The following is a 19,446-nucleotide window of genomic DNA, read 5'->3' on the forward strand; positions in this document are numbered from 1 at the left end:
GCTATTACTTCCCCTTTCTCATCATGTTGCTCGGATAAATCTTTTTGTCTAGTTTGAATTTGACAATTTGCAGGGGATGGCGGGCAGCATCTAGCTCATTTCCGTCTTCGTCCCAAATGGTTTCAATCGTATGTGTAAAGTTTTCGATTTCTGGACCGAAAAATTCCACTTCGTCGCCTTTTTTGAAGAAATTGCGCTGCTGAAGCGTGACCATTTGTGTATCTTCATCATAATTCAGCACTAAGCCGACAAAATCATATGTCGTTTTCTTGGCGTGTTCGCCGAACATTTGCTCTTCATAGCCTGGCGTTCCTTCAAAGAAAGCTGTCGCAGTGTCCCGGTTGGCGCACTTATCGAGCTCTTCAAGCCATTCTTTTTGAATCACAAAGTTCTCTGGATCAGCGCAATAAGCATCGATTACTTTGCGGTATACGCTGACAACAGTTGCTACATAGTGAATGGATTTCATGCGGCCTTCAATCTTTAAGCTGTCTATTCCCATTTCGATCATTTTCGGAATGGATTCAATCAGCTTCAAATCTTTCGGGCTCATCGCAAATGGTGCATCTTCTTCACCATACAAAGCAACGGCGTTGGCACCGTCTGTTTGGTAGAGATCATAGTCCCAGCGGCATGACTGACAGCAGCCTCCGCGGTTGGAATCCCGCGCTGTCATGTGATTGCTCAGCACGCAGCGGCCGGAATATGCGATACACATTGCGCCATGAATGAAGGATTCGATTTCGATATCTACCTTTTCTTTCATTTCTCTGATTTCAAGAGCGCTAGTTTCACGTGCCAGCACGACGCGGTCGAGACCTTCTTCCTTCCAGAACTGAACAGCCTTCCAGTTTGAAAGAGACTGCTGTGTGCTCAAGTGAACCTCAACATTCGGCGCCACTCTGCGGCATGTTTCAATAATAAGCGGATCTGCCACAATAATACCGGCAACGTTGGCGTCTCCAAGCGCTTTTAAATAGTCTTCAAGCCCGTCCATGTTTTCATTATGAGCGAAAATATTCGTTGTTACGTAGATCTTCGCGCCATATTTCTTTGCGAATTCAACGCCTTCTGCAATTTCTTCGATCGTAAAGTTATCGGCATTCGAGCGCAGCCCGTATTCCTGTCCCCCGATAAAGACCGCGTCCGCTCCGTAATGAACAGCGATTTTCAGCTTTTCAAGATTACCCGCAGGTGCGAGAAGCTCCGGCTTTTTCGTAATCACACGCTTTCCATTAACGATTGTGGATATTTTATCATTTACGGCAGTCATAGCTTAACCTCCTTTTGATTAATAAACCGTTTCCTTGAAGAAGAATCCGGTATCAATTTTTCTGTTTACTGGCTGGATGCTCTCAATGCGTTCGATCCAGTCTTCTTTTTTCGCTTCGTATTCGTCACGGTTTTCCACGCACAAATCAATTGCTTCTCTGTACATTTTGGTGACTTCTATTAGGTATTCAGGCGTTTTCAAAACACCATCGATTTTGAAAGAATCGATTCCGGCATCTATCAATTCCTCGAGCTCATCAATGATGCACACATCGTTCGGGCTCATGATGTGAGTGCCGTTTTCATCTTCGAAAATCGGATATTTATTATCACGTTCTTTATCGTGTAAAAACATGCCTGATTCTTTTTTCTTTCTTTCAATGTCCATGACTTTGCCCTGATATTCAAAATAGTTTCCAATCAAAGAACGCTTCGATTGGAACATGCACGTCATTCCATGCACCTGGATTTCAATTTCGACTTCCGCATTTTCTTTAATCTCAACAATGCTGTCCATGTTTAATTCTCTGGCAAGCACAGAGCGCGCCGCACCCTTGCGTCCCCAGTAGTTGCATGTATAATAGTTGGTGCCTGTCGTTTCTGTGCTCCAATGAAGCTTCAGATCAGGCGCAGATTCACGGGCAGCCATCAGCACGGCAGGATCGCCGAATACCGCTGCATCGACACCGGCTTCTGCTAAGAAAGCCAGATATTCGCCAAGCTCACCCACTTTATCGTTATGGAAAATTGCATTTACAGCAACGTATACTTTTGCTCCTTCTTTGTGAGCAATCTCTACGGCTTTTGTTACATCTTCACGAGAAAATTCTCCGGCTAATCTCAAGCCGTATCTCTGTTCCCCAACTAAAAACGCAGTTGCCCCAGCCTGTATGAGCGGCAAAATGTCCGCCGTACTCGTCGGCGTCACTAAGAGCTCTGGTTTTTTCATGACGTTCACCTCTTCTTTTTACTAATCGCAAGTCCGTCCCCGACAGGAATAATCGCAGTTTGATAATCCGGATGATTCATCAGCCAATGATTATATTCATCAATTTTTGCTACAAGCCTGCGCCTTCTCTTCGGTTCTATTTTGCTGTAATCCTCTGCCACCAGACCTTTAAACAGCACGTTGTCTGTTATTATCACCCCGTCCGGTGAAAGCATCGGTTCATATAAATGAAAAAAGTTTTGATACTGACCTTTTGCAGCGTCAATAAAAATGACATCGTAAGGCGCGGTTACATGAACGGCGTCGGCTAATTCAAGCGCATCTCCGTAAAAAACATGAATCCGGTCATCAAGCTGAAATTCCTTGATATTGTTTACCGCTTCTTCATGCCGTTTCTCATTGCGTTCAATTGTATATATTTCAGCAGACGGCAGCTCCAGCGCCATTCGAATGGCTGAATAACCAATGGCCGTTCCGATTTCTAGTATTTTTTTCGGCTGTTTCACAGACAAAATTTGAAGCAGCACCTCCATGCCCGCTTTTTCCATAATCGGGACATGATGTTCTTCTGCATATGCTTCAAGCTTCTTCACGTTATCCGGCCGAGGCTTTAATAATGCTTCTATATAGTCATTTATTTGTTCATACCGGTCAGTCACTACAAACAGCCTCCCGTTCTAAAAAGGAGTGCCCCAGTCTTATGCGCAGGACACTCTCTGAATACATCATGATACATCGGTAAACAACCCGATATATTTTATCATAAAACCTTGCGGAAAGCGAACAAAAGGAGAGCTTTTTGCTCTCCTTTTATTTCTCATTTTTTGAGGAAATGTATTTTTCTTTTGCTTTATTATGCTCTTTTAGTGTTTTTGTAAATACGACCTCACCATTTGATTTGGCCAAGAAATACAGATAGTCCGTTTTATCCGGATGCAGCGCCGCTTCCCATGACGACATGCCGGCATTGGCAATCGGCCCTGGCGTCAGCCCTGTGTTTTTATACGTATTGTATGGTGAATCGATTTCCAGGTCCTTATAAAGAACCCGATCTTTATGCTTGCCTGCCGCGTACAGGACGGTCGGATCTGTTTGTAGCGGCATTTTCTTTTTCAGGCGGTTATAAAAGACGCTCGCAATTTTATGGCGGTCGGCTTTTTCAGTCGCTTCTTCTTCTATCAAAGAAGCCATTGTCAGCAGCTTATGCACAGAAACTTTGTTTTTCTTCATTTCTGATTTATATGTTTCCACATAAGAATTTGTCTGCTTAATCATTGCCTTGATAATGTCTTCAAGTGATGTGTCCGGATCGTTAAAAGGGTATGTAGCCGGGAATAGGTACCCTTCAAGCGGGTGCTTAATGTTTTTATTGAAAACATCATTTGTCACAGTGTCCGGGAATTCTTTCTTCAGCTGATTGATAAATGTTTCATCGTCCAGCTTCGCTATGACTTGTTTTTTAGAGTATTTTGTTTCATCAGCAATAGCAGCCGCGATTTGGGTCAGCTGTGCTCCCTCAGTCACTGTGATTTGAAAAGCGTAACCTGTAGCCCCACTTGTCAGCTTCTGAATAATGGCATCTAAATCCATACCTTTATTTAGATGGTAGAATCCGGCCTGAAACCCGGAAGCACCTTTATATTTCACATAGTACTGAAACGCCTTCTCGCTTTTTATGACATCATTTTTCTTTAATATCGATGCGATGGCTGAAACAGACGAACCGCTCGGAATGTTAATATTAACTGTCGTTTTACTGTCTTTTTCAACAGGTTCAAGCAATGATTTCCCATATAAAAATGCCCCGCCAATGATGAGAAACAGCACAACAATGGAAGACAGTATGATTCTTTTTTTATTAAAAAACGATTTTTTTTGCTGATTGATATACATTAGGTCTCCTCCCATCAGCTCTTATACTACATGATTCATTGTATTTCGGCAATTTATTACAAAAAGAGGCCTGCATAAAGCAGAAAAAAGCCGGAGCAGTATAGCTCCGGCTTTGGTTTGGCGCGATGTTTTATTCTTCGTCTTCGTCCGCTAAGAATGTGTTTAGTGTTTCTTCGATCATATCCCATTCTTCGTCAGTTTCAATCGGGAATAGCTCACCGTTTTCACCGTCTTCGTTTGGCGTGAAGCTGGAAGCAAGAATTTCTACTTCCTCGTCATCTTTTGATTCGATTGGATAGTACAAGACATAAGACTTGCCAAACTCTTCGTTTTCAAATGTAAACAGCACTTCACAAAGCTGTTCATTTCCTTGATCGTCAACAATTGTAATATTTTTTTCGCCGTGTTCCATTTTCTTCACCTCTGGCTTTAATTTAAGCTGTCAAGATATCCTTGTAAAATCATAACAGCCGCCATTTTATCAATGACTTTTTTTCGTTTTTGCCTGCTGACGTCAGCTGCAATCAGCATTTTTTCAGCCGCCATTGTGGTAAGACGCTCGTCCCACAGCACAACAGGAACATTGTACGTTGTTTCAAGCACTTTCGCAAATGTTTGGCTGGCTTCGCCTCTTGGGCCGACTGTTCCGTTCATGTTCTTAGGAAAGCCGAGCACGATTTTATCTATAGTATAGTCCTTTATCAGTTCAGATAAACGGGATAAACCATAATCGCCCTCTGCTTCATTTATCTTTATGGTCTCAATGCCTTGAGCAGTCCAGCCCATTTCATCGCTCAGAGCAACACCGAGTGTTTTGGTTCCTAAATCGAGCCCTAATATTCTCATTGTTTATTTACGCCTCTTTATGCTGTTCTAAATAAGACTTTACCAATTCCTCGATTAATTCGTCTCTTTCAAGTTTGCGAATTAAATTGCGAGCGTCACGATGCCTAGGAATATAAGCGGGATCACCTGACAGCAAGTACCCGACAATCTGGTTGATTGGATTGTAGCCCTTTTCCTGAAGCGCGTCATACACTGTAATCAGCACCTCATTTACGTTAGTCTCAGCAGAATCATCGGAGAAATTAAATTTCATCGTTTTATCAAACGAGCTCACCGTTTTGCACCTCTTTCCCAAATTCGCAGGCAAAGTTCAGCCTGGGGTCCTAATCTTACCATCATTCTACACTACATGGGCGAATTATAAAACGGATTTCACCCAATCTTCTACAGAAGCCAAAGCTTCTTCTAATTTTTCCGGCTGTTTACCGCCTGCCTGCGCCATGTCCGGACGGCCTCCGCCGCCTCCGCCGCAAACTTCCGCAGCTTGTTTAACCAGCTTGCCGGCGTGAAGGCCTTTCTCAATGAGGTCCTTTGTGACTCCGGCAGAGATATTAACTTTATCGTTTTGTACCGCACCAAGCACGATCACCGCAGAGCCAAGCTTTGCTTTGAGTTCATCGACCATAGTGCGGAGATGATTCATGTCTTTTGCATTTACTTTTGCCGCAAGCACGTTTACGCCGTCAACTTCTTTTACTTTCGACAGGATTGCTCCTGCTTCCACGTTGCCTAGTTTTGCAAGAAGAGATTCATTTTCTCTTTGTGCTTCCTTCAGTTCAGCCTGCAGAGCCGCAACCCGTTTCGGCACTTCTTTGATATTTGTTTTCAGCTCGTCAGCGGTCTGCTTCAATACAGAAATCTGGCTGTTCATTTCGACGTAAGCGCCTTGTCCCGTTACAGCTTCAATCCGTCTTGTGCCTGCTCCGATTCCGGATTCAGAAACGATTTTAAACAAGCCGATTTCTGCTGTATTTCTGACATGGCAGCCGCCGCACAGCTCTAAGCTGTAATCTCCAACTTGAACGACACGGACAATATCGCCATATTTTTCGCCGAACAGTGCCATCGCACCCATTTCTTTTGCTTCAGCGATCGGTTTCAAATCAATGCTGACCGGAATGCTCGCCCAGATCTTTTCGTTTACGATTCTTTCAATTTGTTCGAGCTCTTCTTTTGTCACTTGGCCAAAGTGCGAGAAGTCAAAACGAAGACGGTTTTCCGTTACAAGAGAGCCAGCCTGATTGACATGAGTTCCAAGAACATCTTTTAGAGCCTGATGCAATAAATGCGTTGCCGTGTGGTTTTTAATGACGCCGCTTCTCATATGGTCTTCAACTTCAGCCGTAACATGCAGGCCTTTTTGAACAGTACCGCTCTCCACAACACCTTCATGCACATGCTGGCCGTTTGGCGCTTTTTGAACATCTTTAATTCTTACAACTGCCTGCTCGCTTCGGAGATAGCCTTTATCGCCGATTTGGCCGCCGCTTTCTGCATAGAACGGTGTTTCATCAAGAATGATTTGAACGCTTTCTCCTTCATGAGCCTCTTCGATTAATTGGCCGTCCTGAAGAAGCACAATGATATTGGCATCAGCTTTGGTTTGAGAGTAGCCGACAAATGTGCTTTCATCGGTCACGTCGCGCAGTGCGCCGCCCTGCACCTGCATGCTGCCGACATCCTGGCGGGCGTTTCTTGCCCGTTCACGCTGCTGGTTCATTTCCTCCTCAAAGCCCTCATGGTCAACCGTCATGTTCTCGTCTTCTGCGTATTCTTCAGTCAATTCAACCGGGAATCCATACGTATCATACAGTTTAAACACATCAGCACCTGAGATAACGCTACTGCCCTTGTCTTTTTCTTTTTTGATCATTTCTGACAGGATCGCAAGCCCTTCATTAAGGGTCTCATGGAAGCGTTCTTCCTCGGTTTTAATGACTTTTGCGATGAAATCCGCTTTCTCTTTCACTTCAGGATAGAAATCAGCCATGATTTCTGCGACAACCGGCACTAAATCAAACATGAACGGACGATGGATGTTGATCGTTTTGGCATAACGCACGGCACGGCGTAATAAGCGTCTTAATACATAGCCGCGGCCTTCATTTGACGGCAGCGCACCGTCACTGACAGCAAAGGCAACCGTTCTGATATGGTCAGCAATCACTTTAAACGCAGTGTCTTTCACATTGTCTTTGCCATATGTTTCACCAGAAATCGATTCTGTTGCTTTAATGATCGGAACAAACAAATCGGTGTCAAAGTTTGTCGGAACATTCTGGATGACAGATACCATTCTTTCAAGACCCATGCCTGTATCAATGTTTTTCTTCGGAAGCGGTGTGTACGTGCCGTCAGGGTTATGGTTGAACTCTGAGAACACAAGGTTCCATACTTCCAGGTAACGGTCGTTTTCCCCGCCTGGGTAAAGCTCCGGATCTTCTGGATCATTACCGTATGCTTCACCGCGGTCGTAAAAGATTTCCGTATTCGGTCCGCTCGGCCCTTCACCGATATCCCAGAAGTTCCCTTCCAGACGGATAATTCTTTCTTCAGGAATACCGATTTTTTTCGCCCAAAACTCATATGCCTCTTCATCTTCAGGATGAACCGTAACAGAGAGAAGCTCTTTGTCGAAGCCAATCCACTTGTCGCTCGTTAAAAACTCCCAAGCCCATGTAATGGCTTCTTCTTTGAAATAATCGCCGATGGAAAAGTTTCCGAGCATTTCAAAGAAAGTGTGATGGCGCGCAGTTTTACCTACATTTTCTATATCGTTTGTTCTGATCGCTTTTTGAGCGTTTACGATTCTTGGATTTTCCGGCACGACACGGCCGTCAAAATATTTTTTCAGCGTCGCAACACCGCTGTTGATCCAAAGCAGTGAAGGATCCTCATGAGGCACTAATGACGCGCTTGGCTCTACCGTATGTCCTTTTTCTTTAAAGAAATCCAAAAACATTTGACGCACTTCCGCAGAAGTTAAGTGTTTCATTGTATTTCCTCCTCTATAAAAATCGAAATTCTCTTCAGTGACAGCAAAAAAGCCCTCCCCCTATGCAAACCAACGTTTACACAGGGACGAGAGCTGTCTCGCGGTACCACCCTGATTACGGGCATTCATTCGCCCGTCACCTTTAACCCTGTAACGCAGGATAAGCGGCAGTGATTAACTGCACTCAGGATTAGCTTCCTCCGATCTTCTGATAAAGCTCCTTTCAGCTTTTGGAGCTTCTCTCTTTAACAGGGCTTCGGCGTACTCAGATCCGTCACTCGAGATTCGTATGTATTCTACGAGAAATTATAGACAAGCGGCACGCCGATGTCAATGCTCCGTCCTCATCCGCAAAAAATGGATCATCATTACTTTTAAAACAGCCGTCGCAGGAACAGCCAGAATCATCCCGACAATTCCCGCAAGCTCCCCTCCGGCAAGGAGTGCAAGCATGATAACGACCGGATGCATTTTAAGGCTTCTGCCGACAATGAACGGACTGAGGATATTTCCTTCCATAAACTGCAGAATAAACACCGTAATCACAACAACAAGAACCGCCTTCACTGAGATCGTCATCGCAATTAACAACGCAGGAACAGCTCCGATGAAAGGGCCAAAATACGGGATGACATTCGTTACTCCAGAGATCAGGCCAAGTATCAGCGGATACGGAAGCCCAAATACCCAGAACGAAATGCCTGCAATCACGCCAAGAATCAAGCAGACCAAAAGCTGGCCGCGGATATAATCGCCAAGCGAATCATCCACATCCCGCAAAAAGGCGCTGCCCCGCTTTCTCCACGACTTCGGAGTCAAGTACCATACTGTCTTTTTCATTAACTCAATGTCCTTCACCATATAAAACACGAGAAAAGGGATTGTTGCAGCAATTAAGAAGTAATCAAGCACATTGCGGATCCCGCTGATCGCACCCTCGATCGTTCCCGCAAAAAACGCCTCCGTCTGGCGGATCATTTTATCTATACGGTGATGCATACCATCAGGCCAGTCATCCGTATGGTTATGCACATGAAGAAGAAGCCCGTTATACGTTTCGGCAAACATGGGTATATTTTCTGACAAATCCGTCAGCTGCACGATTAAAACAGGCACCCCTTTATACAACGCCCAGCCAATCCCGCCAAAAAAAAGAACATAAATGACCAAGATGCTCAAAGTCCTAGGCAATCCTTTGCCATGCAGCCACTCCGTGACCGGAAGCAATAAATAAGATATAAAAATAGAAATGATCAAGGGAATAAAGATCGTTTTTATGACGAGCCAAAAGGGTGACCATAACATATCAAGCATAAAAAAGACATAGACTGTTAACAGAACCAGCAAACAAATAGCCACCCACAACAAAAGCTGCACCGGTTTTTGGAGCATCTGCTTTCACCTCACCTATATCTTTTGAGGTTTACACGGAATTATTCTTTATGTTTCTTTAGTCAGTCAGAAGTCATGGACATTTTTTCACTTTTAATTTTCAGAAAAGTTTGATCATTTACTTTTTTGGTCAAATGTCTGATAGGAGGATTGCGATGATCACATTTCAAAATGTAAACAAGCATTACGGAGATTTTCACGTGTTAAAACAAATTAATCTTCAAATCGAAAAAGGTGAAGTCGTTGTTATCATCGGCCCATCCGGTTCCGGTAAAAGCACATTGCTCAGATGCATCAACAGACTTGAGACGATCAATGAGGGAGTGCTCACAGTAAACGGCACCGCCATTAACGACAGAAAAACTGATATCAATCAAGTGCGGCAAAATATCGGGATGGTGTTTCAGCACTTTTATTTATATCCGCATAAAACAGTGCTGCAGAACATCATGCTGGCTCCGGTAAAAGTGCTTAGGCAATCACCTGAACAAGCAAAGGAAACGGCGCGGTACTATCTTGAAAAAGTCGGCATCCCAGACAAGGCTGACGCCTATCCTTCCCAGCTTTCCGGCGGGCAGCAGCAGCGTGTTGCCATCGCAAGAGGACTGGCGATGAAGCCGGAGGTCATGCTGTTTGACGAGCCGACATCAGCACTTGATCCTGAAATGATCGGTGAGGTGCTAGATGTCATGAAAACACTCGCCAAAGAAGGCATGACAATGGTTGTCGTGACACACGAAATGGGGTTTGCCAAAGAAGTTGCCGACCGGATTGTCTTCATTGACGAAGGAAAGATTTTAGAAGAAGCAGTGCCGGCTGAGTTTTACGCGAACCCGAAGGAAGAACGGGCCCGCTTATTCTTAAGCCGTATTTTAAATCATTAAAACAGAAATGGGGGAGCTTGTATGAAAAAGATTTTTTCTTTAGCATTGATTTCTTTATTCGCCGTCATCTTGCTTGCCGCTTGCGGCAGCAAGGGATCAAACGGAGAAGCCTCAAAGGAGAGCAAAAAAGATACGCTAGCCGCCATTAAAGACAATGACAAAATTGTCTTCGGTGTAAAAACGGACACTCGACTGTTCGGTCTTAAAAATCCAAGCTCAGGTGAGATTGAGGGGTTTGATATTGATATTGCCAAACAAATCGCTAAAGACATTTTAGGTGATGAGAAAAAAGCTGAATTTAAAGAGGTCACCTCAAAAACAAGGATTCCTATGCTGCAAAACGGGGATATCGACGCCATTGTCGCCACAATGACGATCACTGAAGAACGAAAAAAGGAAGTTGACTTTTCTGATGTCTATTTCGAGGCCGGGCAATCGCTTCTCGTGAAAAAAGGCAGCAAAATCAAGAGTGTCGAGAATCTTGGCAAAGGCTCAAAAGTTCTTGCAGTAAAAGGCTCCACCTCCTCTCAAAACATTCGTGAAAAGGCGCCTGAAGCATCTGTTTTAGAATTTGAAAACTACGCAGAAGCCTTTACAGCCCTTAAATCGGGGCAAGGCGATGCCCTCACCACAGATAATGCGATTTTATATGGAATGGCTGATGAAAATAAAAATTATCAATTAACAGGAAAGCCTTTTACAGATGAGCCTTACGGGATCGCCGTGAAAAAAGGGCAATCTGCTCTCGCGAAAGAAATCAACGCTTCACTTAAAAAGATGAAGTCGGATGGCAGATACGATGAAATTTATAAAAAATGGATCAAAGAAGACCCAGCTGAATAACAACCATCCCGGGATGAGCAGGCGATGCTCATCCCAATTTGATAAGGAGTGAATAGCAGATGAATGTGTCAATTCTTTTCGATAACTTCGGCATGTATATGGACGGTTTTTACCATACCTTGCTCGCAAGTGTTATCGCGCTGGCCGGCAGTTTTGTCCTCGGCGTTGCTGTAGCGGTTATGAGAATAACAGTCTTTAAGCCGCTGCAATGGCTCGGGACCGCATATGTAGAATTCATCCGCAACATCCCTCTTCTTTTAATTACCTTTGTTTTCTATTTCGGACTTCCAAACGCAGGCCTGAGGCTTGACGGTTTTCAAGCGGGAACGGTTGCTCTCACCATTTATACCTCTGCGTTTATCGCTGAAGCCATCAGAGCAGGCATCCAGTCTGTTTCAAAAGGGCAGATGGAAGCGGCACGCTCGTCAGGCTTTACCTACAGCCAGGCCATGCTCCATATTATTTTGCCGCAGGCAACCAAAATCGTCATTCCGCCTTTAGGCAATCAATTTTTAAACTTAGTCAAAAACTCTTCGATTCTTGGGGTTGTGGCCGGATTGGATCTTATGTACCAGGCTGATTTAGTCTCGTCGAGCACACTCGTTGTATTTGATGTTTATATTTTCGTGGCGCTTTTTTACTTAGTGCTGACGATTCCGCTTAGCATCGGTGTTAACTATCTGGAAAAACGGCTGGAAAAAAGCTATTGATAAGGAGTGAGTTACATTGGATTTCATCGGTGCTTATTCACAGGAGCATTTAGCGTTTTTATGGGATGGGTTTCTCGTCACCTTGTACGTTGCTTTCATCTCCATCATTCTGAGCTTTTTCTTCGGTTTAATCGCAGGCACCCTGCGTTATGCGAAAGTTCCCGTTCTTTCTCAATTGATTGCGGTTCTCGTTGAAACGATCAGAAACCTCCCCTTGCTGTTAATTATTTTCTTTACGTTTTTTGCCCTTCCGGAAATTGGGATTAAGCTTGAAATTACAGCTGCTGCAATTACAGCACTAACGATTTTTGAATCCGCTATGCTATCTGAAATTATCCGAAGCGGACTGAAATCAATTGACAAAGGACAAATTGAAGCGGCGCGCTCCTCCGGGCTGAGCTATACACAGACCCTGTTCTTTATCGTCATGCCGCAAGCGCTTCGCCGCATGGTTCCGCCCATCGTAAGCCAGTTTATTTCTTTATTAAAAGATACATCGCTCGCTGTTGTGATCGCCCTGCCTGAACTGATTCACAACGCGCAAATTATAAACGGCCAAAGCGCAGACGGCAGTTATTTTTTCCCGATCTTTTTACTTGCGGCCCTTATGTATTTCGCAGTCAACTACAGCCTTTCACTCGCAGCAAGACGCCTCGAGGTCCGGCAAACATAGAAAAGGATACTCTTTGGAGAGTATCCTTTTTGCATTAAAACATTTTCGTAATTCTTCTTCTCATCCGCTTCATGCTTCGATTATTTAGCATGTCAGATTGAGTCGCCATTCGGTACACGAGAGCTCCGGCTCCCATTGCCAAAAGAGAAGTCATCGTCCGATTCATCTTGCGCATCTCCTTTCATGATTAAAAATTGATGCTGCGTTCATCCTCAGAAAACAAATCATCCAAGCTGCTTAACGTTCCGTCTTCTTCCACCTGATGAGTTGCAATCTTCCCTTTCGCCACTGTCAGTTCAATAAAACAGCCCCAGCAATAATATTGGTTCACGCCGATTTTGCCGATATCCTTACTTTTGCAATTCGGGCATATAAGCATACCTCACACCTCTATCCGTTCAGAACGATCTCGTCTTTCCGCACCTCGACAAGCGAATCCGCTCTTTGGATCTGGCGCTTGCTTCCCGCCAGGTCAGAAAAGAAACCGTCCGAGAGTTCATATGCTACGATTATGCCCCTGTCCAAACAAAAGTATACATCTTCCAGCATCCCCAATATATCCCCCTCTTGCGATTTCACAAGCTTCATCTTCATCTGCTCGTATGTGAAGCATGTTTTCGGAAGAGGCAGAAGCTGTTCTGAACTGACCGAAGCCAATATGCGGTCATCAAGAATGGAAGAGATATCACACGCCCGTAATAGCGCATGATGATGATGCAAAAAGCGTTTTTGTGCAAGAATAAACCCGAGACAATCTCCCTTCATAGAAAAACAAATATCAGAAATTGCCCCGAGATAACAAGAAGTTCGTTCTGAGTATACTGGGAATCCTTCTACTTCATGGCATGTTCTCAAAGTGTGATCAACCACCTTTTGTTGAACAGGCTTAGGTTTTGCTTTGCGCCTTAGACTCATACGATGAAATCAATTCCACTGCAAATGAAAAAAACTCCCGCTTACACGGGAGCATTTTATTGCTGTTCTTCTTTCATAAAATCGAATGGTGTAATGCCTTCCATGCCAATGTTGGCGTCGTGTACGCTGAACGGGAGCTCTTTTTGGAGAGCCTCAAGCTCGGCATCCATTTCCTCAACCTGTACGGACAGCCTGTTTTTTAAGGAGGTCTGTCTGACAGTTGCATCATTATTTTTCACGCCCCACTCCAGCGCCTCCTCTTCACCGCATAAAATGAGAAATTTCTTCGCTCTTGTAATCGCGGTATAAAGAAGGTTTCTTCTGAGCATTCTATAATAGCCTTTCACAACAGGCAAAACCACAATCGGAAATTCACTTCCCTGCGATTTATGAATAGAACAGCAATACGCATGGGTAAATTGATTAAAATCTTTTTTCGTAAATGTCATTTCATTGCCATCAAAAGAAACGACGGCCATGTCTTCTTTTTCTGTATTTTCCTTTGCATAAAATATCGACGTAATTTCGCCAATATCTCCGTTGAACACATTGTTTTCCGGCTGATTGACAAGCTGCAAAATTTTATCTCCGGTTCTGTAGACAACATCCCCGAACTTCAATTCTCTCCGTTTTTCTTTAGGAGGATTTAAAATGTCCTGCAGCATCACATTCAATTCATTGATGCCGGCTTTTCCTCTGTACATCGGAGCGAGGACCTGAATGTCCTTTGCCGTATAGCCTTTTTTCAATGCATTGGCGACAACCTTCTCAACAACTTCTTTAATTTGCGACCCGCCGCAGCGAATAAAGGAACGGTCCTTTGTCGGGGCAGTCAAATTATTCGGCAGCAATCCATTTTTCATCTGGTGGGCAAGCTCGACGATTGATGACCCTTCCGCCTGGCGATAGATGTTTGTCAGTCTCACAGTCGGAATCACCTGGGATGCCAGCAGGTCTCTGAGCACTTGTCCCGGACCGACGGAAGGCAGCTGGTCTTCGTCTCCGACAATGATGATTTGTATATGATCAGGGATCGCCTTGAACAAATGATTCGCCAGCCATATATCAAGCATACTGGCTTCATCGATAATTAACAGCTTCCCTTCGATCGGCTGATCCTCTGTATGAGTAAAGCCTTCAGCACCGTTCCAGCCAAGCAGCCTGTGTATCGTGACTGCAGGAAGTCCCGTTGATTCACTCATCCGTTTTGCTGCTCTCCCTGTCGGAGCGGCCAAAACAATCGGAAAAGCTTCATCCTTTTTATAAGCTGACGGGTCTAGTGACACACCGTGAAGCTCTCCGTAGAGCTCTACAATCCCTCTGATTACCGTCGTTTTTCCTGTTCCCGGGCCGCCTGTTAAAAGAAGCATCGGCGAGGAAAGGGCTTTTTGAATCGCTTCCTTCTGGCTGGGGGCATACTGAACGTCCATCCGTTCTTCCAGTTCTCCCAACGCGAGCAAAAACTCTGATTCGGGAAACTGGTTCTCATATTCGGTTTGGCTAGCGATATGTTTCACACGCTTTGCAACGTTTTGTTCTGCGTAAAACAGCGAAGGAAAATAACAGCGGCCATCTTCTATGACAATGTCTTTATTTTCTCCAAGGGCAATAATCGCGTTAGCGGCATCCATTTCTGTGATGCGCTGTCCTTCCCTTGCTGACTGGTTTAACAGAGATTGGGTGTCAATGATCAGCTGTTCCGTTTCTATGTACGTGTGCCCCTCTGACAGACAAGTCGTTTCAAGCGTGTACAAAATAGCAGCTTTTACCCGCTCAGGATGATTACCCGAAAGACCCATTCTGCTGCCCAGCTCATCCGCTTTTCCAAACCCGATGCCTTCTACATCCTTCACAAGCTGATAAGGATTTTCCTGAATCTTTTCAAGCGTCTCGGATTCATAGGCTTGATAGATTTTCATAGACAGCTGCGGGCCAAAGCCAAACTGATTCAAGGAAATCATGATTTGCTCCAGTCCCTGATGCCGCTGCAATGCGCCAGCCAGCGTGTCTGCTTTCTTTTTTGAGAGTCTGGGAACATCATAAAGCACTGAAGCATCAGCCAATATTTTATTAATGGCGCTGTCGCCCAGCTTTTTCACAATTTCTTCAGCTGTTTTTTTGCCGATCCCCTCGAATAAATCACTCGATAAATATTGAATGATGCCTTCCTTAGTCGTTGGAATCTCCTTTTTGAAATGCTCCGCCTGAAATTGGAGCCCGAATTTTGGATGGGTTACGATCTTTCCGTAAAACGTGTAGGTCTCTTCTTCTTGAAGCGCAGGGAAGTAGCCCGTCACAGATACGGCTTTATCTTCAATGGCTTCGGAGGTCTCTGTGACTTTCACTTTCAGAACCGTATATAAATTGGTGTCATTATGATAGATGACTGTGTTGACTGTCCCTTTTAAATAGGGCTCTTCCTCCAGTTTAAGCTGATCCGGATGCTGCTGCACGAGCTGTCCCTCCTCCTGTGCCTGTTATGATGGATCAATCAGTTTTTTAGCATGAAGCGCAAGCATATGATCTGGCTGGATATCGATTGCCTTGTCCAGCATTTCCAGCGCTTTTTCTCGGTTTTCTTTATAAGCATAAGCGACACCGGCATTATAAAATGCATCTGCATGCCCCGGGTCTTGCTCTGTCACAGCTGCGAATTGGCTGAGCGCTTCGTCCAGCATGCCCTCGTTGGCTAAGCACATCCCGAATTGAAAACGCGCTTCCGTATCGTTTTCATTCAGTTCGACCGCTCTTTGTAAATATGGCAGTGCAAGCTTAGGCTGTTCGAGCTTGACAAGCACCGTTCCGAGCATGTAAAACAGGTCGCCGTTTTCCATCCCCGCACGAAGCGCTTTTTCAAACATGTCTTTGGCTTCTTTGTACATTTCTTTTACAACATAGACATTTCCTGCTCCATAATAAGCAGTGGCTGCGCTACTGTCTAATTCAAGCGCTTTATCATAAAACGCAAGCGCACGTTCCAGCTCGTTTACGGATGAAAGAAGGTTGGCAAAATTGATATACGGAATCGCGTCTTCTTTATTTTCTTCAATCGCTTTTGTAAATGCCTCTGCCGCTTTCTCGTAATCGCCTTCCTGCATCGCCTCTATACCGAGTTGATTATAATCCACCGATCATCTTCCTTTCATTAAAAAACCCCAACTCAGTGTTGAGGTTTTTCATCTTTTATACGTACCACAATTTTGTTCCGTCTTTGTACACATCATCAATTGTCCCGCCGCCAAGGCATTCTTCGCCGTCATAGAAGACAACGGCTTGTCCCGGCGTTACAGCGCGGACTTGTTCATCAAAGATGACTTCCGCTTCACCCTCGCCAGTCATGCGCACCGTTACTTTATGATCTTCTTGGCGGTAACGGAATTTAGCCGTGCAGGAAATCTCTTCGCCCTTCATGATATCCGAACGTACCCAGCTGATATTTGTTGCTGTGATTTTGTCAGAATATAAAAGCGGGTTATGGAACCCTTGATCCACGTAGAGGATGTTCTTTTCAAGATCTTTGCCTACCGCAAACCACGGCTCGCCGCTTCCGCCGATGCCAAGGCCGTGACGCTGTCCGATCGTATAGTACATCAACCCGTCGTGGCGGCCTTTTACTTCGCCGTCCATCGTCATCATATCGCCCGGCTGTGCAGGGAGATATTGGCTGAGAAACGTTTTGAAGTTGCGTTCGCCGATAAAGCAGATGCCTGTACTGTCTTTTTTCGTCGCCGTTGCAAGTTCTGCTTCTTTGGCGATTTCACGCACACGGCTTTTTTGAAGTTCGCCGATCGGGAACATGACTTTGCTCAGCGTATCTTCTGTCAGCTGATTCAGGAAGTACGTTTGATCCTTGTTTTCATCAATGCCGCGCAGCATTCTGACTTTTCCGCCGCTTCTGTCTACTCTTGCATAGTGGCCAGTCGCTAAATAGTCGGCGCCAAGTGACAATGCATGCTCCAAAAAGGCTTTGAATTTAATTTCTTTGTTGCACAGTACATCCGGGTTTGGTGTTCTGCCTGCTTTATATTCATCAAGGAAGTATTGAAATACCTTCTCATAATATTGCTTTTCAAAGTTTACGGCATAATACGGAATTCCGATTTGGTTGCAGACGCGGATCACATCTTCATAATCCTCTGTCGCCGTGCAAAAACCGTTTTCGTCCGTATCATCCCAGTTTTTCATAAAGATTCCGATTACATCATAGCCCTGTTCTTTTAACAGCAGGGCCGCCACAGATGAGTCTACTCCGCCGGACATGCCGACAACGACTCTTGTATCCTCCGGCCGTTTTTCCATTTCATTCACTCCAATTACTACGCCGCCTTATTGTGTCAGCCGTTTGACAACGTCGGCCACATGTTTGGCAGCAGTTTTCACTTGCTCAGCCGTATTGCCGAGGCCGAAGCTGATTCGAATAGAGGACGTCAGCCGGTCACTCTCTTCGCCGAACATAGCAGTCAGAACATGTGACGGCAGGACTGAACCGGCCGTGCACGCTGAACCGCTGGAGACAGCGACACCAGCCATATCAAGATTAACCAGCAGCGCTTCCACTGACACACCGGGGAAATAAAGATTCAGAACATGCGGCAGACTATGCTCTTTGTCCCCGTTGACCTCGAATGCCACACCTGCATCTCTAAGCGTGTCGGCAAAGATTGCTTTAAACGATTGATACTTCTCGTTTTTTTCGTCACGTTCTTCACTTGACAGCTTGATCGCTTCTTTCAGCCCGACAATGCCTGGAACATTTTCCGTTCCGGCACGGCGTTTTCTTTCTTGCTCTCCTCCGAATAAAAGCGGTGAAAGCTTCACATCTTTACTAGCATATAAAAAGCCTGTCCCTTTTGGCCCGTTGAGCTTGTGCCCGGAAACAGACAGAAGGTCAATATGGCTGTTTTTCACATCAATTGGCAGCAACCCGAATGCCTGAACAGCATCGGTATGAAAATAAGCTTTGTGTTCCTTTAACAGCTCACCGATTTCTTCGATCGGCTGCACTGTTCCAACTTCATTATTTCCATACATCACTGTCACAAGGATTGTATCATCACGCAGTGCTTCTTTCACCTGTTTTGCACTGACTCTTCCATTTTGGTCAACGTCCAGATACGTTATGTCAAATCCGTCTTCCTCAAGTTTTTCACATGTGTGAAGCACGGCGTGATGCTCAATTTTTGTTGTGATGATATGTCTGCCAAGATCTTTTCTTGCAAGTGCGGTTCCCATGATCGCCAAGTTATCAGCTTCCGTTCCCCCGCTTGTAAAAATGATCTCCTGCTCTGCCGCTCCGATTTCTGCTGCGATCTGCGCTCTTGCTTCATCCACCCATTTTCGAGATTCTCTGCCAAATGAATGAATACTGGAGGGATTACCGAAACTGCCGGAGAAGTGCGGTATCATTTTTTCCAGCACGCGCTCATCCATCGGAGACGTTGCGGCATGATCTAAATAAATCCGTTCCATTATGTTTACACCTCTGATCTAAATATAGAACATATAAGCTTCTTGCTCTCCGTCTGTATAGCTGGCAAGATCCTCTAATGTTGTACTGTCTAAAACTTCTTTTACAGCATCCCGGATGCGAATCCAGAGCTCACGCTTGGCAGGCTCCTCATCTTCCAGCACTTCAACAGGGCTGATCGGCCCCTCAAGCACACGGATAATATCTCCCGCAGTAATGGCATCCGGCTCACTGCCTAATACATATCCGCCATATGCGCCTCTGATGCTTTTCACTAAACCGGCATTTCTGAGCGGCGATACCAGCTGCTCCAAATAATGCTCGGACAAATTATTCGTCTGTGCGATGCTTTTTAATGAAGTCGGGCCTTCACCGTGCTTTTTTGCAAGCTCGATCATAATGGTGAGCCCGTATCTTCCCTTAGTTGATATTTTCAACATGAACACCTCTGTTATTTCATGATTTTCCACATTTATAATGGTAATTTCTATATGTTTCGTCCGTTTATTATCTTATAGACCAACTGTTATTATAACATACCTTCAGCGAATTTTCATTGAGGCAGAAGGAAAGACGCCTTTACCCTTTTCTAATGTACGGTTTTCCG

At 44.9% G+C, this 19,446-nt stretch carries 21 protein-coding genes; 4 read left to right on the forward strand and 17 right to left on the reverse strand.

Annotation, left to right across the window (positions count from 1 at the left end; genetic code table 11):
• Positions 1-4: 4 nt before the first annotated feature.
• From NSQ09_RS19390 to NSQ09_RS19430, 9 genes are all read right to left on the reverse strand, one after another.
• The gene (locus tag NSQ09_RS19390; protein WP_003229802.1) at positions 5-1,273 is read right to left on the reverse strand and encodes a peptidase U32 family protein; all 1,269 of its coding nucleotides are present in this window, start codon (positions 1,271-1,273) and stop codon (positions 5-7) included.
• Between the two features lie 18 nt (positions 1,274-1,291).
• Positions 1,292-2,221 (reverse strand): peptidase U32 family protein, encoded by a 930-nt coding sequence (locus NSQ09_RS19395; RefSeq protein WP_015714428.1) that lies wholly within the window; start codon positions 2,219-2,221, stop codon positions 1,292-1,294.
• A 5-nt stretch (positions 2,222-2,226) separates the two neighbouring features.
• The gene (locus NSQ09_RS19400; protein ID WP_014480416.1) at positions 2,227-2,880 is read right to left on the reverse strand and encodes an O-methyltransferase; all 654 of its coding nucleotides are present in this window, start codon (positions 2,878-2,880) and stop codon (positions 2,227-2,229) included.
• Positions 2,881-3,031: 151 nt separating this feature from the next.
• A complete protein-coding gene (gene mltG, locus NSQ09_RS19405; protein WP_003229799.1) occupies positions 3,032-4,114 on the reverse strand; it encodes an endolytic transglycosylase MltG in 1,083 nt (360 codons plus the stop codon).
• A gap of 130 nt (positions 4,115-4,244) precedes the next feature.
• Positions 4,245-4,526, reverse strand: a complete 282-nt coding sequence (locus tag NSQ09_RS19410; protein WP_003246199.1) for a DUF1292 domain-containing protein — start codon at positions 4,524-4,526, stop codon at positions 4,245-4,247.
• Between the two features lie 17 nt (positions 4,527-4,543).
• Positions 4,544-4,960 (reverse strand): Holliday junction resolvase RuvX, encoded by a 417-nt coding sequence (gene ruvX, locus NSQ09_RS19415; protein WP_003229795.1) that lies wholly within the window; start codon positions 4,958-4,960, stop codon positions 4,544-4,546.
• 7 nt (positions 4,961-4,967) lie between these two features.
• The gene (locus tag NSQ09_RS19420) at positions 4,968-5,234 is read right to left on the reverse strand and encodes an IreB family regulatory phosphoprotein (protein WP_003225903.1); all 267 of its coding nucleotides are present in this window, start codon (positions 5,232-5,234) and stop codon (positions 4,968-4,970) included.
• Positions 5,235-5,318: 84 nt separating this feature from the next.
• A complete protein-coding gene (gene alaS / locus NSQ09_RS19425) occupies positions 5,319-7,955 on the reverse strand; it encodes an alanine--tRNA ligase (RefSeq protein WP_213383464.1) in 2,637 nt (878 codons plus the stop codon).
• 330 nt (positions 7,956-8,285) lie between these two features.
• On the reverse strand, positions 8,286-9,347 hold the full coding sequence (locus tag NSQ09_RS19430) for an AI-2E family transporter (protein ID WP_009967889.1): 1,062 nt from the start codon (positions 9,345-9,347) through the stop codon (positions 8,286-8,288).
• Between the two features lie 155 nt (positions 9,348-9,502).
• Between NSQ09_RS19430 and NSQ09_RS19435 the strand changes: the two genes are divergently transcribed.
• Genes NSQ09_RS19435 through NSQ09_RS19450 form a run of 4 tightly spaced genes read left to right on the forward strand, consistent with a single transcriptional unit; the run spans position 9,503 to position 12,457 of the window.
• Positions 9,503-10,231 carry an amino acid ABC transporter ATP-binding protein gene (locus NSQ09_RS19435; protein WP_210216200.1) on the forward strand — a complete coding sequence of 243 codons (729 nt, stop codon included), beginning with the start codon at positions 9,503-9,505 and terminating at the stop codon, positions 10,229-10,231.
• A 21-nt stretch (positions 10,232-10,252) separates the two neighbouring features.
• Positions 10,253-11,074, forward strand: coding sequence for a glutamine ABC transporter substrate-binding protein GlnH (gene glnH, locus NSQ09_RS19440; RefSeq protein ID WP_032722249.1), 822 nt, complete (start codon positions 10,253-10,255; stop codon positions 11,072-11,074).
• Positions 11,075-11,133: 59 nt separating this feature from the next.
• Entirely contained in the window at positions 11,134-11,784 is a 651-nt protein-coding gene (locus tag NSQ09_RS19445; protein ID WP_041336150.1) for an amino acid ABC transporter permease, read from the forward strand.
• Positions 11,785-11,800: 16 nt separating this feature from the next.
• Complete coding sequence (locus NSQ09_RS19450) at positions 11,801-12,457, forward strand: amino acid ABC transporter permease (protein WP_003229784.1); 657 nt, start codon at positions 11,801-11,803, stop codon at positions 12,455-12,457.
• A gap of 34 nt (positions 12,458-12,491) precedes the next feature.
• Here NSQ09_RS19450 and NSQ09_RS19455 read toward each other — a convergent pair whose 3' ends face one another.
• The 8 genes from NSQ09_RS19455 to cymR all read right to left on the reverse strand — a co-directional run bounded on the left by NSQ09_RS19455 (position 12,492) and on the right by cymR (position 19,276).
• Positions 12,492-12,623 carry a YrzQ family protein gene (locus NSQ09_RS19455; protein ID WP_003229780.1) on the reverse strand — a complete coding sequence of 44 codons (132 nt, stop codon included), beginning with the start codon at positions 12,621-12,623 and terminating at the stop codon, positions 12,492-12,494.
• Between the two features lie 21 nt (positions 12,624-12,644).
• The gene (locus tag NSQ09_RS19460; RefSeq protein ID WP_003225893.1) at positions 12,645-12,836 is read right to left on the reverse strand and encodes a hypothetical protein; all 192 of its coding nucleotides are present in this window, start codon (positions 12,834-12,836) and stop codon (positions 12,645-12,647) included.
• Positions 12,837-12,847: 11 nt separating this feature from the next.
• Complete coding sequence (locus NSQ09_RS19465; protein WP_072557129.1) at positions 12,848-13,372, reverse strand: PRC-barrel domain-containing protein; 525 nt, start codon at positions 13,370-13,372, stop codon at positions 12,848-12,850.
• A gap of 56 nt (positions 13,373-13,428) precedes the next feature.
• Positions 13,429-15,825, reverse strand: coding sequence for an SF1B family DNA helicase RecD2 (gene recD2, locus NSQ09_RS19470; RefSeq protein ID WP_041336156.1), 2,397 nt, complete (start codon positions 15,823-15,825; stop codon positions 13,429-13,431).
• Positions 15,826-15,849: 24 nt separating this feature from the next.
• A complete protein-coding gene (locus NSQ09_RS19475) occupies positions 15,850-16,470 on the reverse strand; it encodes a tetratricopeptide repeat protein (protein WP_206697897.1) in 621 nt (206 codons plus the stop codon).
• A gap of 85 nt (positions 16,471-16,555) precedes the next feature.
• Entirely contained in the window at positions 16,556-17,671 is a 1,116-nt protein-coding gene (gene mnmA, locus NSQ09_RS19480; protein ID WP_004398509.1) for a tRNA 2-thiouridine(34) synthase MnmA, read from the reverse strand.
• Positions 17,672-17,698: 27 nt separating this feature from the next.
• Positions 17,699-18,841, reverse strand: coding sequence for a cysteine desulfurase family protein (locus tag NSQ09_RS19485; RefSeq protein ID WP_003229769.1), 1,143 nt, complete (start codon positions 18,839-18,841; stop codon positions 17,699-17,701).
• An 18-nt stretch (positions 18,842-18,859) separates the two neighbouring features.
• The gene (gene cymR, locus NSQ09_RS19490) at positions 18,860-19,276 is read right to left on the reverse strand and encodes a cysteine metabolism transcriptional regulator CymR (protein WP_003225879.1); all 417 of its coding nucleotides are present in this window, start codon (positions 19,274-19,276) and stop codon (positions 18,860-18,862) included.
• Positions 19,277-19,446: the final 170 nt, after the last annotated feature.

Origin of the sequence: Bacillus sp. FSL W8-1202 (assembly GCF_038006165.1) — a bacterium.
Taxonomy (GTDB): domain Bacteria; phylum Bacillota; class Bacilli; order Bacillales; family Bacillaceae; genus Bacillus; species Bacillus subtilis.

Excerpts from the sequence above, each read along its gene's own strand:
- mnmA (WP_004398509.1), bottom strand. The coding sequence starts at position 17,671 with ATGGAAAAACGGCCGGAGGATACAAGAGTCGTTGTCGGCATGTCCGGC.
- NSQ09_RS19485 (WP_003229769.1), bottom strand. The coding sequence starts at position 18,841 with ATGGAACGGATTTATTTAGATCATGCCGCAACGTCTCCGATGGATGAG.
- NSQ09_RS19460 (WP_003225893.1), bottom strand. The coding sequence starts at position 12,836 with ATGCTTATATGCCCGAATTGCAAAAGTAAGGATATCGGCAAAATCGGC.
- NSQ09_RS19410 (WP_003246199.1), bottom strand. The coding sequence starts at position 4,526 with ATGGAACACGGCGAAAAAAATATTACAATTGTTGACGATCAAGGAAAT.
- NSQ09_RS19475 (WP_206697897.1), bottom strand. The coding sequence starts at position 16,470 with ATGCAGGAAGGCGATTACGAGAAAGCGGCAGAGGCATTTACAAAAGCG.
- NSQ09_RS19455 (WP_003229780.1), bottom strand. The coding sequence starts at position 12,623 with ATGAATCGGACGATGACTTCTCTTTTGGCAATGGGAGCCGGAGCTCTC.
- ruvX (WP_003229795.1), bottom strand. The coding sequence starts at position 4,960 with ATGAGAATATTAGGGCTCGATTTAGGAACCAAAACACTCGGTGTTGCT.
- alaS (WP_213383464.1), bottom strand. The coding sequence starts at position 7,955 with ATGAAACACTTAACTTCTGCGGAAGTGCGTCAAATGTTTTTGGATTTC.
- NSQ09_RS19390 (WP_003229802.1), bottom strand. The coding sequence starts at position 1,273 with ATGACTGCCGTAAATGATAAAATATCCACAATCGTTAATGGAAAGCGT.
- mltG (WP_003229799.1), bottom strand. The coding sequence starts at position 4,114 with ATGTATATCAATCAGCAAAAAAAATCGTTTTTTAATAAAAAAAGAATC.
- glnH (WP_032722249.1), top strand. The coding sequence starts at position 10,253 with ATGAAAAAGATTTTTTCTTTAGCATTGATTTCTTTATTCGCCGTCATC.
- NSQ09_RS19435 (WP_210216200.1), top strand. The coding sequence starts at position 9,503 with ATGATCACATTTCAAAATGTAAACAAGCATTACGGAGATTTTCACGTG.
- NSQ09_RS19430 (WP_009967889.1), bottom strand. The coding sequence starts at position 9,347 with ATGCTCCAAAAACCGGTGCAGCTTTTGTTGTGGGTGGCTATTTGTTTG.
- NSQ09_RS19395 (WP_015714428.1), bottom strand. The coding sequence starts at position 2,221 with ATGAAAAAACCAGAGCTCTTAGTGACGCCGACGAGTACGGCGGACATT.
- NSQ09_RS19465 (WP_072557129.1), bottom strand. The coding sequence starts at position 13,372 with ATGAGTCTAAGGCGCAAAGCAAAACCTAAGCCTGTTCAACAAAAGGTG.
- NSQ09_RS19445 (WP_041336150.1), top strand. The coding sequence starts at position 11,134 with ATGAATGTGTCAATTCTTTTCGATAACTTCGGCATGTATATGGACGGT.